Origin of the sequence: Hoeflea phototrophica DFL-43 (assembly GCF_000154705.2) — a bacterium.
GTDB classification, from domain to species: Bacteria; Pseudomonadota; Alphaproteobacteria; order Rhizobiales; family Rhizobiaceae; genus Hoeflea; species Hoeflea phototrophica.
Window position 1 is genome coordinate 3,220,661 of record NZ_CM002917.1, and the last position, 13,521, is coordinate 3,234,181.

Genomic DNA, 13,521 nt, shown 5'->3' on the forward strand with positions numbered 1-13,521 from the left:
GGCCCGGCAAGCTCTCGATATCCAATCACAACGTTACGCCCAAACTGGACAACAGTGAGGCTACGCTGCAGACTTGCACTAGGGCCTGTGGACATTCAGGATTCCCATCGGGTTTGATTTCTGATTCAAACTTTCCAAACGGAGGTTTGAATGAACGAGCAGCGCTTTGTGGTGACGGATGATGTATGGCAGCGACTTGAGCCGCATTTGCGTGGAAAGGCCAGCGATGCGGGAGCCACGGCAAGAGACAATCGGCTGTTTCTTGAATCAGTTTTTTGGCGCGTTCGGACCGGCTCACCATGGCGCGACCTGCCGCCAGCTTTCGGGAATTGGAACAGTCAGTTTCGGCGGTTTCGCCGCTGGGCGAAGGCGGGAGTATTCGAGGGTCTTTTCAAAGCCATGAGCGGTGACCCCGACCTCGAATATGCGCTCATCGACGGCACCATTGTTCAGGTTCACCAGAAGGCAGCTGGCGCAAAAGGGGGACTCAGGCTCAGGCCATCGGGCGCTCACGCGGCGGCCTGACGACCAAAATCGTTGCACTCGTCGATGCTCTTGGCAACTTGGTCCGCTTTCTGCTGCTGCCGGGTCATGCGCACGACATGAAAGGCGTTGCGCCGCTGATCCGGGATGTCTCCTTCGGCGCGCTAATGGCGGATAAAGCATTCGACGCGAACTGGCTTCTAGAGGAGTTGGATGAGCGTGGCGCAAGCGCCGTGATCCCACCGAAATCAAACCGAAAGCAACAGCGTGACTACGATGTCGAAGCCTACAAGTGGCGGCATCTGGTTGAAAACTACTTCGCGAAGATCAAGGAATTCAGAGGCATAGCAACACGCTATGACAAAACGGACTGTAGCTACACAGCCAGTTGGAACCTTGCCGCGACCCTGATTGCGTCAAGATGATTGTCCACAGGCCCTAGAATTGAGCCCATAGAATTTTGGACGCCCTGTGGACAGCAAAGTCTCCATTTTTTCAATTTCCCAGGCGACCACCGCGACCTTTGCAGACCTTTATTTTCGTCTGACTTTCCTTTTCTTTATTGAGCATGGCAGCAAGCAGGTCGAGACACCCATGCAAGGAAAGATCCTGGGGGAAGAGGGCGATCTGATGATATTTCCACCAGGGTCAATGGTTACGATGGTAAACCGGCCGACCCTGGAGAAGGACTACCGTGCTCTAGGTGTGTGTTTTACCCACGATCTGATCGATGCCGTATATGGCGATCTCCCGACCCCGTCGACGGCAAACGGCGTGCAGATCGTGCCCGCTGCCACGCACCACCCGTCTGGCATACTCGCACTGGTCCAGGCCACCTTGAACGACACGACATTGCCAGAGACAATTCGACAGCACAGACTTCTCGAGCCACTGATCTGGTTACGCGAACAAGGGATCCACCTGCCGACAAACATCGAAGATCAACCAATGAGCCGTGTTCGCAGTCTGATTGAGACCGATCTAAGCCACCCTTGGATGGCAGAGGAGGTTGCAGCGCATTTTGCGATGAGCGAAGCCACTATGCGGCGCTGGCTGTCGAAAACCGGCCAAGGTTTCGCAAAGATCCTTCTCCACACACGGCTGGAGCACGGTCTGAGCCTTCTTCAAACCACAGACGCCCAGATATCCCAGATCGCCCTAGATTGCGGCTTCAAAACACCGTCGCATTTTTCGGACGCTTTCCGGAAAAGGTTCGGAATTAAACCAAGAGACATTCGATCAGCAGCAGTTTGATCGGAATTCGACATTCCTTGACTGGAAGCCGGAAGCAGCCTCGCGTCGGATGGGCCAGATTTGGCGCATCAACAACGCATGATCCAAGAAAGGACACTCAAGATGACGCGCAATATACTGTTTGTAGCACTGATGGCTTCCACAATGGCATTTCCCGCACTGGCTGGCGAGTTTACCTTGACCAGCCCCGACATCGCAGAGGGCCAGCATCTGAACAACTATTTTGTTTTCCAGGGTTTCGGCTGCGAAGGCGGCAACATGGCGCCGACGCTGGAATGGTCCGGCGCACCCAAGGGCACCGAAAGCTTCGCCGTCACTGTCTATGACCCCGATGCACCAACTGGCTCCGGCTGGTGGCATTGGTTTGCCTTCAACATCCCAGCCGATATAACCTCTCTTCCGGCAGGCGATGCAATCAACGGTGTGCAACTGACAAATGATTATGGCACGGAAGGTTTCGGAGGCGCATGTCCACCTCCGGGTAAAGTCCACCGTTATCAGTTCACTGTGCATGCTCTGAGCACAACGCTCGATATCGACAATTCAGTCAGCAATGCGCTTGCAGGCTTTATGGTCAACGCCAACAGTTTGGCGTCCTCCACCATCACCGCAGTCTACAACCGCTGAATCATAAGGCTCCGGTTTTGTGCCGGGGCCTTCTTTCCCGCATAACCATTGGACGGCTGCACTTGTTTAGAAATCGCATCGACCGAAACCAAGCCTTGTCGGCGCCCCTAAAAAACCGCCAGCAGGATCGCGCCCGTCGCAATCAGCGCCACACCCACCCAGTTCATTGCCGAGAGATGTTCGCCCAGAAACATCACCCCGAAGATCGCCACCAGCACGATCGATAGCTTGTCGAGTGGCGCGACCCGTGCGGCATCACCGAGCTTGAGCGCACGGAAATAGGCAAGCCAGGACGCGCCGGTGGCGAGCCCCGAAAGTGTCAGAAACACCCACGTCTTGACGGGAATGGTTTGCGGCGCGCGCCATTTCCCCATCGCCGTGAGGATCGCGCCCAGAACCACGATAATCACACAGGTGCGGATGAAGGTGGCGAGATCGCTGTCGATGTCGCTGATGCCGACCTTGGCGAAGATCGCGGTGAGCGCAGCGAACACCGCCGCCACCAGGGCCCAGAACTGCCAGCTTGCCACAAGGCTCATAGCCTGCCCTCGCCTGTTAGAACTCCACGCCGATCTGCGCCTTGACGCCTGAGCGGAACGGGTGTTTGACCATCTCCATCTCGGTCACCAGGTCGGCAAACTCGATCAGCTCTTCCTTGGCGTTGCGGCCGGTGATGATTACGTGCTTCATCTCCGGCTTCGCCTTGAGCGTGTCGATCACATCGGCGACGTCGAGATAGTCATATCTGAGCACGATGTTGAGCTCGTCGCAAAGCACCATATCGATCTCGGGATCGAGGATCATCTCGCGCGCTTTCTCCCAGGCCTCGGTTGCTGCGGCAATGTCGCGGCTCCGGTCCTGCGTCTCCCAGGTGAAGCCCTCACCCATGGTCGCCATCTTCACCTGGTCGGGAAAGGCCTCGAGCACCTTACGCTCGCCGGTCGACCATTTGCCCTTGACGAACTGCACCACGCCGACCTTCATGCCGTTGCCGATGGCGCGGAAAATCATGCCGAATGCGGCCGTTGACTTGCCCTTGCCCTTGCCCGTGTGAACGATCACGAGGCCTTTCTCGATGGTCTTGGTGGCGATGATCTTGTCGCGTGCAGCCTTCTTCTTCTTCATCTTCTCGGCGTGGCGTGCATTGAGCTCTTCCTCGCTCATGCCATCGGTGATCTTTTCGCGTTCGCTCATCTGGTGTCCATCCTGTCCATCATGTCGCCCGGCAAGCGGCCAAACCGCCACCGGGTCCCTCATTAGGTCTCTTCAGATCCTGCAATGTCAAAGGTCTTGGCCAACCAGATCCGCTGCGGCGCACCGCCATGGGCGGGCAACCGGCCAAATTCTGTGTATCCCAGACTTTCATAAAACCGCGGCGCCTGAAACTCGAATGTATCGAGATAGATGCCGACAAGCCCCCGCTGCCGGGCAATCTCTTCGGCCCGGGCGAGCAGCTTGCGCCCGATCCCGCTGCCGCGCTGCTTTTCTGCAACACCGAGCAGCTTCACAAACAGCCAGCGCTGAACCGAATGGGCTGTCAGTCCGCCCGCCAACCGGCCATCGCCATCAACCGCCTTGAGATGCAGCGGCACCGGATCAAACGGATGGCCCATCCGCGCAGCAGGCTCATCGACAATCGCCTCGACCGTTGCGGCAAATTCGGGATCGCCGCTTTCATCCACGGTGATGTCAATTGTCATACACTGCCCTCATCCACTCACACTGTTTCACAGTCACACTGGCGACCCACGACCGCGCAGGTTCATCCCTGCACGGGCGCGTGTCCGGTTATATCGCCAAGCGCAAACTTGGCCGAATTGCTTTTCGGCGTCCACAGCCCGCGCTCGATCGCCTCTTCGAATTTCGCCGCCATTTCCTTCAATGCATCAGGGTTCTTGTCGCGCAGAAATGCGAGCGTTTCCTCATCCATCAGATAGGCCTGGTAGACCGCATCGAAATGCGCGTCGCGCACCGCACCGGTGGTCGCAGCGAAGGCAAACAGATAATCGACCGTCGCCGCCATCTCGAACGCCCCCTTGTAGCCGTGCCGCTTGACGCCAGCGATCCATTTCGGATTGACCGCCCGGCCACGCACCACCCGCGCGATTTCCTCCTCGAGCGAGCGGATCACCGGGCGCTCGGGCCGGGAGTGATCATTGTGGTAGATCGCGGGCAGCGTCCCACGCGCAGCTTCCACAGCCGCCGTCATGCCGCCCTCGAACTGGTAGTAGTCATCGGAATCCAGCAGATCATGCTCGCGGTTGTCCTGGTTCTGCACCACCGCCTCCACTGTTGACAGCCGCTGCTCGAACAAGTCGCGTGCTGGCTTGCCCTCTTCACCTGCCCCATAGGCATAGCCGCCCCAGACGACAAAAGCCTCGGCCAGATCGCCACGCTCGGTCCAGCCACCTTCATCAATCAGCGCCTGTAGCCCCGCGCCATAGGCTCCCGGCTTGGAGCCGAACACCCTGAACGAAGCCCTTCGCACCGCCTCCGCCTCCGCCATCCCGCCCTCGACCAGCCGCGCACTCTCTGACCTTGCGCGGGCTGCGAGCGGATTGTCCGCTTCATCTTCGTCCAGAGCAGCCACGGCGCGCACCGCCCGGTCAAACAGCGCGATCTGGTCTGGAAAGGCATCGCGGAAAAACCCCGAAATCCGAAGTGTCACATCCACGCGCGGCCGCTTCATCATCGCCATCCGAATGATCTCGTAGCCGGTCACCCGCCGCGAGGCCGGATCCCAAACCGGCTTTGCGCCAATCAGCGCCAGCGCCTGGGCGATGTCGTCGCCGCCGGTGCGCATGTTCGATGTGCCCCAGGCCGTCAACGCCATCGAGGTCGGCCATTCGCCATGGTCCTGGATATGCCGGGTAACCAGCAGTTCCGCAGATTTCTGTCCCAGTTCCCAAGCCGCAGGTGTCGGCACCGCGCGGCTGTCGACCGAGTAGAAATTCCGTCCCGTCGGCAAAACGTCCGGCCGCCCCCGTGTCGGCGCACCCGATGGTCCAGGCGCAACAAAGCGCCCATCAAGCGCCGTGAGAATGCCTTCGATTTCGGCGTTGCCACAGGCTTCGACCGCCGGCTTGATCCGGGCTTCGATCTCCTCGATCACCGCCCGCGTCGCTTCCCACTCTCCGGGCAAAGTCGTCCGTCCCGACACAAGCCCAATCGCCAGCAACTCGATCCGCTCCACCGTATCGCCATTGCTGCGCCAGGGGTCGGTGGAGACGGCTTGCAGCTCCGCAGGCTTTGGGCCGGCCCAAGGCTCGGCCATGGCACAGTCGAGAGGATCGAACAAAGGCCCCTCCCCAACCCCTCCCCACAAGGGGGAGGGGCTAGACGGCTCAGCGCGAGCGGTGGGCTCAGAGGCCTCCACAGGTGTCGGGGGTTCAAGCCCCTCCCCCCTGTGGGGGTCCAAAGGACGGGCGAGACCAGTGGCTCGCCCCGGACGGGTTGGGGAGGGGTTCTTGTTTCCCGTCGAAAGCCCAAGATCCCGCGCAATCGCCCGCTGCAGGCTGTCCTCACCCGGCATCTCGCCACGCTTGATCCGCGCCAGCGCCACCGTCAGATCCGTCAGCAGCGAGCCCTCAGGCGACTTGCCGAAGATGTGCAGCCCGTCGCGGATCTGCATTTCCTTGAGGTCACACAGCCAGGCATCGAGCTTTTCGAGCGCCAGATCGTCATCATCGCCCGCCGCAATCCCGGCATCATGATCAAGCCCGATGTCGCGCACCAGATCGAGGATCTGGCCCTTGAGCAGCTTCAGCCGTCGCGGATCATGGCCGGAAGCCTCGTAGAATTCGTCGACCAGTGCCTCGAGATCCTTGAGCGGACCATAGCTCTCGGCGCGGGTCAGCGGCGGCGTCAGATGGTCGATGATCACCGCCGAGGTCCGCCGCTTGGCCTGCGTGCCCTCGCCCGGATCATTGACGATGAACGGATAGATATGCGGCGTCGCTCCAAGCACCGCCTCCGGATAGCACCCGCGCGACAGCGCCAGGGCCTTGCCCGGCAGCCATTCGAGATTGCCATGCTTGCCCATATGGATGACCGCATGAGTGTCAAAGCTCTCACGCAGCCAGGCATAAAACGCCAGATAGCCGTGCGGCGGCACCAGATCCGGCGCGTGGTAGCTCGCCTTCGGATCTATGTTGTAACCGCGTGCAGGCTGGATCCCGATGACCACATTGCCAAAACGCAGAAGCGCGAGATGAAACGCGCCACCCCGGAAGAACGGGTCTTCCTCCGGCATACCCCAGCGCGCAGTCACCGCCTCACGGATTTCGGGATCAAGCCGGTCATAGAAGTCCCGGTAGGCCTCTGCAGAAAGAACCACGCCTTCCTTGCGCCTGCCGCCAAGCGCATTGGTCGGCCCGGCCTTCAGCTCGGTTACCAGCGCATCACCATCGGCAGGCAGATCGCCGGTCTGATACCCGGCTTCAGCCATGGCACGCATCACCTCAACCGTGCCGGCCGGTGTGTCGAGCCCGACGCCATTGGCGATGCGGCCATCGCGGTTGGGATAGTTGGCCAGCACGATCGCCACCCGCCGCTCGGACGGTGAGGTCATCCGCAGACGCGCCCAGCGCCGCGCCAGTTCGGCGACAAACGCCATCCGGTCCGGTTCGGGCTGGTGGGCAACAATGTTGGCCTCAACGGTCTCATCAAACCGCGCCGCGGCCTTGAACGACACCGCGCGAGCCAGCACCCGTCCATCCACCTCCGGCAGAGCCACATGCATGGCCAGATCCCGCGAGGTGAGACCCTGCTGCGAGGCAGCCCAAGCGTCCCGCCCGCCGCCGGCAAACACCGCCTGCAACACCGGCGCGCCAGTCGATTCGAGCACCGTGCCCTTGGTCGCGCCACCAGGCGACGAAACCGCGAACCCGGTGGCGTTGATCACCACATCGGGCGCAGCGCCTGCGAAGATCGCCTCCACCGTACCGACCGAGACCGGATCCTTGAGGCTTGAGACGAACACAGGAAGCGCATTGACGCCCTGTTCGCGCAACGCATCGCAAAGTGCTGAGACCGGCGCAGTCTGCCCGCTTTGAACCAGCGCCCGGTAAAAACAGATGGCCGCCACCGGCGCATCAGCCTTCCAGTCCCGTTTCAGATCATCGAGCGACGGATTGCCCTTGGCAGGATGCCACAGACCGGCCTTGAGCAGGGGCGCCGCAGGTCCGGGCCGTTCGCCACCCGTCAGCAGGGCCTCGGACAGGTCAATGAAACCGCGCGCGTTCTCCGCCCCACCCTCGTTGAGATAGGCCCAGAGTGCCAGCCGGTCGGCCTCGTCAAGGGTCGAGAACGGCTCCAGCCCCGGATCGGGCTTGTCGTCGCCCGGCAGCGCCGCAAGCTTGAAGCCGTACGTCGAAGCAGCAGCCCGGAGGCTTTCCAGCGCATAGGAGAAATAGCTTGCCCCGCCAAGCGCCCGCACCACCACCAGCCTCGCCTTCGGCGCCATGCGGGCGATGAAGGTGTCGACCGACATCGGGTGTTTGAGATCACTCAGGCTGGCAAGCCGCCAGGCCATGGAGCCCGACGCCTGACGCGCGCCGGCAATGCTCGCAAGCTCGGTGTCGGCGGCGCTCAGGAACAGGATATCGCCGGGAGACTGGCCGAGGTCAACGGCCTCGTCACCATCGCTCAACGCCCCTTTTTGCGCGACCAGCAGATGCATCGGGACGGAGCCTCCTTATTGCCTCAGCCTGAAAGCTGGGACAGACCATCGCGGATTGCGGCTTCATCAAGATCATGAAGCCCGATCACCACCAGCCGTGTCTCGCGTGTTTCGCCGGCAGCCCAAGGCCGGTCGAAATGGGTGTCGATGCGGCTGCCCACGGCCTGGATCACCTGCCGCATCGGCTTGCCGGCAACATCGGCAAAGCCCTTGAGCCGAAGAATGTCGTGGGTCTGGATCAGCGTGACCAGGCCTTGGGTAAAGGCTGCCGGGTCGGCGACCGGTCCCAGCGACACGACGAAGCTCTCGAACTCGTCATGATCATGATCGTGTTCGTGGCCGTCCTCATGGTGAAGCTCGTGATGCGACTTGCGGTTGGCGATGTCGTCTTCCGTGCCCATGCCAAGCCCCAGAAGAACCTCCGGCGCCACCTCACCCTGCCGCGATTCCACGAATGCAGGTTTGCGCGACATGTGTGCGGAAATCCCGCTGCGCACGCCTTCCAGCTCTTCCGCACTGATCAGGTCAGCCTTGTTGAGCACGATCAGATCCGCGGCCGTGAGCTGGTCTTCGAACAGTTCCTCAAGCGGGCTTTCATGATCAAGCCCCTCGTCAGCCTGGCGCTGTGCGTCGAGCTTGTCATGATCATGGGCAAACCGTCCGGCCGCCACCGCAGCGCTGTCGACCACGGTCACAACCCCATCGACTGTCACCTGGGTCTTGATCCCGGGCCAGTTGAAAGCGGCGACCAGCGGCTGCGGCAGCGCAAGGCCGGACGTCTCGATGACGATGTGATCAGGCCGGTTCTTGCGCGCCAGCAGCTGTTCCATCGTCGGGATGAAATCATCGGCCACGGTGCAGCAGATGCAGCCATTGGTCAGCTCGACGATGTCGTCCTCCGAACAGACCTCATCGCCGCAACCCTTGAGCACATCGCCATCCACACCCAGATCGCCAAACTCGTTGATGATCAGCGCAATGCGTTTGCCATTGGCATTGGCCAGCATGTGGCGGATCAGCGTGGTCTTGCCGGCACCGAGAAACCCGGTGATTACGGTGGCGGGAATCTTGGACCCGTTCATGGTTCTAACCCTTCATCTTGAGCGGCAGACCGGCAGCGACGAAATGGACTTCATCGGCCAGACCCGCGATTGTCTGGTGGAGGCGGCCGGCATGATCGCGAAACGCGCGCGCCATGGCATTGTCCGGCACGATGCCGAGGCCAACCTCGTTGGAAACGAAAACCACCGGCCCCTTGAGGCCCGGCAGTGTTTTGGCGAGCCGTTCAAAGGCCGCATCAATGTCATGTTCGCCGAGCATCAGATTGGTCACCCACAGCGTCAGGCAATCAACCAGCACCGGGCGGTCGGCGCGCGCCGCGTCAGCAAGCGCTTCCGCCAGCTCAACCGGAGCCTCGACGGTTTCCCATCCGGCCCCGCGCCGGTCCTGGTGCGTTGAGATCCGCGCGCGCATCTCTTCATCCCAGGCCTGACCGGTCGCCAGATAGAACCGCATTGGCGAGGCCGCCTCGACCAACCGTTCGGCAAAGGCCGACTTGCCCGAGCGTGCGCCGCCGAGCACAAGCGTCACCGCTGGCAGTTTGCCGCTCACGCCCCCGTCACGCCTCTGCGTCCCGGGGAACCCGCGACAGGAAAACCCCGAGCAGGCCACCGAGCAACAGCCAGAAAAACAGTGTGGTCGCCAACGATGCCGCGGCATAGGCAGACGCGATATAGGCGGGAACTTCGCTGTAGATGTCTTCCGGCACGGGCACGCCCCACATATGCGGCGCAGCGATCAGCACAACGCCAACCGCCTTGGCAATCATCTCCGGTCTCAGCGCGATCAGCCAAAGGCCAAGTCCCGTCAGAGCGACCGTGATCATCCACCAGCTCTGGCGATCACCGAGATCCGCATAGGGAAACCCGGGCACCGCAGGCGGCAGGCTGAAGGAGGGGGCGAGTTGGACTGCAAACCAGGCACCGGCGCCAAGGAACAAGCCCCGCATCAAGGCTTCACGTCCGGCGGGAAACTCGATCCCGGTCAGAAGCGCCACGGCCGCCAGCATCAGGGCAAAGCCGCCACCGGCGACCAGATTGGCGAGAATCGTATTGCCGAAACGGCCAAACCAGAGCTGTTCTTCGCCTTCGCCATGATCATGGGAATGGCTGGCCTCTGCTTCAGCAGCGCCATGGCTGTGACCAGCCTCGCCATTCTCATAGGCTTCTGCCTGCATGATAAGCGGAATGGTTTTGACATATTGGGCGGGCGTCATCACCAAACCGGCGATAAGCCCGGCGGCAAGAGCCGCCAGGAGCAACCTGACAATCATGAGATCAATCCCTTAGTGGCAGGGAAAGCCGTAGGAATGCCGGGTGTCGTGCGCCGCGTCGTGCAGCGTCTGCGAATTGGCCAGGCCAACTCCGAACACCAGAATGGAACCGATGACCAGTGCCATCAATCCGGCAACGGTACGTGCGCCGATGCGATCGGTCAGTGAAAGCGTTTCAGTCTTAACAGCCATGACAACCTCCGTGAATGGCTTCGGAAGAACACCTCTTCCAAAGGTCCGGCTCTCAACCGGTGCGAATGGCAGGTCTCCTGGCTCGCGGGTTCTGTGCAACCAGATAAGTCGCACAACAGCAAATGCCAGCCTTCCCGACGTTTGAGGCGGTCATGAAAACGGGACGATTCGTAGACAAAGAGGCGTCCGCGCCGATTGATCATGCCGCCACGTCAGTGGCTTTCCCCGGCTTGGTTGGTTCAGATCACAGGCAAACACCATTGTTCCCCCGTCACCCTGGCGTCCCGAACCGGTGACATTTGCCTAACCGCTCTACAGTCGCGGGGTCGGCTGCGATAAGGATGCCCGGCTTGGGTCCATCCCGTCGCATTCCCTTTTGATCCGGAGAGACAACTTGCATCCCTGGAACCATTCGAGACCCAAGTGATAGGCACAGGCCCGCCGGGTGTCAATCTCGATTGCGCCCTCAGATCGTCCATCAACGACCAATGACGCCGCTGGCCTCCATGATCCGTTCAAATCCAACCAAACGGCCCAGTTCCGCGGCAATATCGTCGAGCGCCGCATCGACATCTTCGCGGTAGTTCAGCAATCCACCGGTCAGTCCGAAACTCTTCAGCAATTCGGCGCGATAGGCATCCGAACCGAACAGCCCGTGAAGATAGGTCCCGGAGACGCGACCGTCCGGCGAGGTCGCACCATCGGGCCGTCCGTCGAGAATGGTCATCGGCCGGGCGCAGTCCGGGCCCTGGCTGACACCCAGATGGATCTCGTAACCCTCAAGCGGCAGATCGCCTTGTGCGGATCGTGCGGCGATGTTGCGAACCGTTTTCTCAGGCGCCATTTCTGTCGAGATATCAAGCAGGCCGAGCCCTTCGGCGGCCGGCTCTGCGCCTTCAATACCCAGCGGATCACGCACCATGCGGCCAAGCATCTGGTAGCCGCCGCAAATCCCGATGATCCGCCCGCCACGGCGATGATGCGCCTGAAGATCCGCATCCCAGCCCTGACCGCGGAAATCGGCAAGGTCTCCGATGGTGGATTTCGAACCGGGCAGAATCACCAGCCCGGCATCCTCCGGCAGACGCTCGCCGGGTTTGACAAACACCAGCTCCACATCGGGCTCCGCGCGCAGCGGATCGAAATCATCGAAATTGGCGATCCGCGACAGCACCGGCACCGCGATCTTGAGCGCTCCTGCCTTGCCACGAACAAGCCGTTCGAGCGCCACCGAATCCTCTGCCGGCAGACGGGCTGCGGATTTGAGCCAGGGCACAACGCCGAAACAGGGCCATCCGGTAAATCCCTCGATCGCCGAGATGCCGTCGTCAAACAGGCTCACATCGCCGCGGAACTTGTTGATCAGGTAGCCCGCAATCATTGCCCGGTCGGCATCGGGCAGGATCGTGTGCGAGCCGACGATGGATGCAATCACGCCGCCACGGTCGATGTCGCCCACCAGCACCACCGGCACCTTGGCCAATGTCGCAAATCCCATATTGGCGATGTCGCCCGCCCTGAGGTTGATTTCGGCGGGGGAGCCAGCCCCCTCCACCAGCACCAGATCGGCGTCCTCGCCTATGCGGCCAAAGCTGTCCATTACCGCCGCCATCAGTTTGGGCTTGAGAGTCTGGTAATCCCGCCCGCGAGCGTGGCCGGTGACCTTGCCCTGGACGACAACCTGGGAGCCGGTTTCCGACTGCGGCTTGAGCAGGACCGGGTTCATGTGAATGCTCGCTGGCGTCCGGCAGGCCATGGCCTGCAACCATTGCGCCCGCCCGATTTCACCGCCGTCATCGGCCACTGCTGCATTGTTGGACATGTTCTGCGGCTTGAACGGACGCACTTTCAGCCCGTGATTCGCCGCAAGCCGGCAAAACCCCGCAACCAGCACGGTTTTGCCGACATCCGAGCCTGTCCCCTGAAACATTAACGCCCTTGTCATATCCTGTTCGATAGCACCCGCAACCGGCCCGCAAAAGGGCAAAAAGGCCGTTTGTTAACCGCCGCTTAATCACATTCCCAAAACTGGAGAAAGTTTTGTCTCCGGCATCTGAAATGCGACACGCCGCGGCGTATTCAATGCAGCTCAGCAGACCCAATAAGCCTAGAGCACCGGCAGATGGTGATCACCATCGAGACATTCAAACCGAACCCACCGACAGACAGTGGCCAGACAAGAGGAAGGACATCGCGATGCTTTACGTATTCAATTCCGCCAACGGCGTGCAAATCGCTTGGAACAACGTGCTTCCCTCTGAAAAAACGGGTCCCAAAAGCCCGCTTCGCAGCTTGGTCAACAACCTTATCCGGACCTCGTCGGCAGGCTGAACTGACATATCAACGCCCATTTCATGCGGCGTTCCACATTTGCACACAAGGCCGGACGGACAAACCGTTCGGCCTTTTCTCGTTGTGGCGCTTTGAGCAAGATCCAGTGGGGTTGATCGCTGAACAAAGCCCAAAATGCGAAGGCCGTCCGGACCCTGAAATCCGAACGGCCTGCCAAAATACGCTTGGCGTCCCCACATTTACGCGCGAGGTTCGCGACACCCCGGTACGCAGTACCTTGGCCGGGATGCTCAGCGGTTGTCCCCCGCCGTGAGAAGATGTGTAACCCGGACATCGTTACCGGAGAGTTAGTGAATCCCTAAGCAATCATGAATCTGGCATATTATTGCACTGCAAGACCTTACCTTAGCGCAGCGCATTCCGATTGCCCCGGGGAATGTGAAAAATCGGCATCACGGTTGATTTCTGACGCTAACTCCTTACCCTGCAAGCAGGCATTTCGACTGGGCGCCGGCTTGCGACAGAGTTCCGCGAGGCAGCTTCAGTCATTTTTCGTTGCCGCTGTGTCGAATCCGGCGCGCACTCCGGCATAAACAAAGCCAGAGTGGCAACTTGCCTTCAAATCCATCGGTACCCGGAATGCGCAGTGACCGGACTGACC

The 13,521-nt window shown here is 60.8% G+C and carries 11 protein-coding genes, 1 pseudogene and 1 riboswitch; of the genes and pseudogenes, 3 read left to right on the forward strand and 9 right to left on the reverse strand.

Going from position 1 to position 13,521, the window contains the following annotated elements; translation table 11 throughout:
- Positions 1-150: 150 nt before the first annotated feature.
- The 3 genes and pseudogenes from HPDFL43_RS21720 (at position 151) to HPDFL43_RS15265 (ending at position 2,364) form a co-directional block, all read left to right on the forward strand.
- Positions 151-908, forward strand: a pseudogene (locus tag HPDFL43_RS21720) (IS5 family transposase).
- 46 nt (positions 909-954) lie between these two features.
- Positions 955-1,737 carry a helix-turn-helix transcriptional regulator gene (locus tag HPDFL43_RS15260; protein ID WP_007198280.1) on the forward strand — a complete coding sequence of 261 codons (783 nt, stop codon included), beginning with the start codon at positions 955-957 and terminating at the stop codon, positions 1,735-1,737.
- Positions 1,738-1,797: 60 nt separating this feature from the next.
- A complete protein-coding gene (locus HPDFL43_RS15265; protein WP_280949340.1) occupies positions 1,798-2,364 on the forward strand; it encodes a YbhB/YbcL family Raf kinase inhibitor-like protein in 567 nt (188 codons plus the stop codon).
- A gap of 107 nt (positions 2,365-2,471) precedes the next feature.
- Here HPDFL43_RS15265 and HPDFL43_RS15270 read toward each other — a convergent pair whose 3' ends face one another.
- The 9 genes from HPDFL43_RS15270 to HPDFL43_RS15310 form a co-directional block, all read right to left on the reverse strand.
- Positions 2,472-2,903 (reverse strand): EamA family transporter, encoded by a 432-nt coding sequence (locus HPDFL43_RS15270; RefSeq protein WP_007198282.1) that lies wholly within the window; start codon positions 2,901-2,903, stop codon positions 2,472-2,474.
- A gap of 16 nt (positions 2,904-2,919) precedes the next feature.
- Positions 2,920-3,558, reverse strand: a complete 639-nt coding sequence (cobO, locus tag HPDFL43_RS15275; protein WP_040450318.1) for a cob(I)yrinic acid a,c-diamide adenosyltransferase — start codon at positions 3,556-3,558, stop codon at positions 2,920-2,922.
- 62 nt (positions 3,559-3,620) lie between these two features.
- Positions 3,621-4,064, reverse strand: coding sequence for a GNAT family N-acetyltransferase (locus HPDFL43_RS15280; protein ID WP_007198284.1), 444 nt, complete (start codon positions 4,062-4,064; stop codon positions 3,621-3,623).
- A 62-nt stretch (positions 4,065-4,126) separates the two neighbouring features.
- The gene (gene cobN / locus HPDFL43_RS15285) at positions 4,127-8,044 is read right to left on the reverse strand and encodes a cobaltochelatase subunit CobN (RefSeq protein WP_007198285.1); all 3,918 of its coding nucleotides are present in this window, start codon (positions 8,042-8,044) and stop codon (positions 4,127-4,129) included.
- A 23-nt stretch (positions 8,045-8,067) separates the two neighbouring features.
- Complete coding sequence (gene cobW / locus HPDFL43_RS15290; RefSeq protein WP_007198286.1) at positions 8,068-9,126, reverse strand: cobalamin biosynthesis protein CobW; 1,059 nt, start codon at positions 9,124-9,126, stop codon at positions 8,068-8,070.
- A gap of 4 nt (positions 9,127-9,130) precedes the next feature.
- Positions 9,131-9,655, reverse strand: a complete 525-nt coding sequence (gene cobU, locus HPDFL43_RS15295) for a bifunctional adenosylcobinamide kinase/adenosylcobinamide-phosphate guanylyltransferase (protein WP_007198287.1) — start codon at positions 9,653-9,655, stop codon at positions 9,131-9,133.
- A gap of 7 nt (positions 9,656-9,662) precedes the next feature.
- Positions 9,663-10,376: a CbtA family protein gene (locus HPDFL43_RS15300; RefSeq protein WP_007198288.1), complete on the reverse strand. Its 714-nt coding sequence runs from the start codon at positions 10,374-10,376 to the stop codon at positions 9,663-9,665.
- Positions 10,377-10,388: 12 nt separating this feature from the next.
- A complete protein-coding gene (locus HPDFL43_RS15305) occupies positions 10,389-10,568 on the reverse strand; it encodes a CbtB domain-containing protein (RefSeq protein WP_007198289.1) in 180 nt (59 codons plus the stop codon).
- A gap of 50 nt (positions 10,569-10,618) precedes the next feature.
- Positions 10,619-10,996: riboswitch (cobalamin riboswitch) on the reverse strand.
- 50 nt (positions 10,997-11,046) lie between these two features.
- Positions 11,047-12,513 carry a cobyric acid synthase gene (locus HPDFL43_RS15310; protein ID WP_040449271.1) on the reverse strand — a complete coding sequence of 489 codons (1,467 nt, stop codon included), beginning with the start codon at positions 12,511-12,513 and terminating at the stop codon, positions 11,047-11,049.
- Between the last annotated feature and the right edge of the window lie 1,008 nt (positions 12,514-13,521).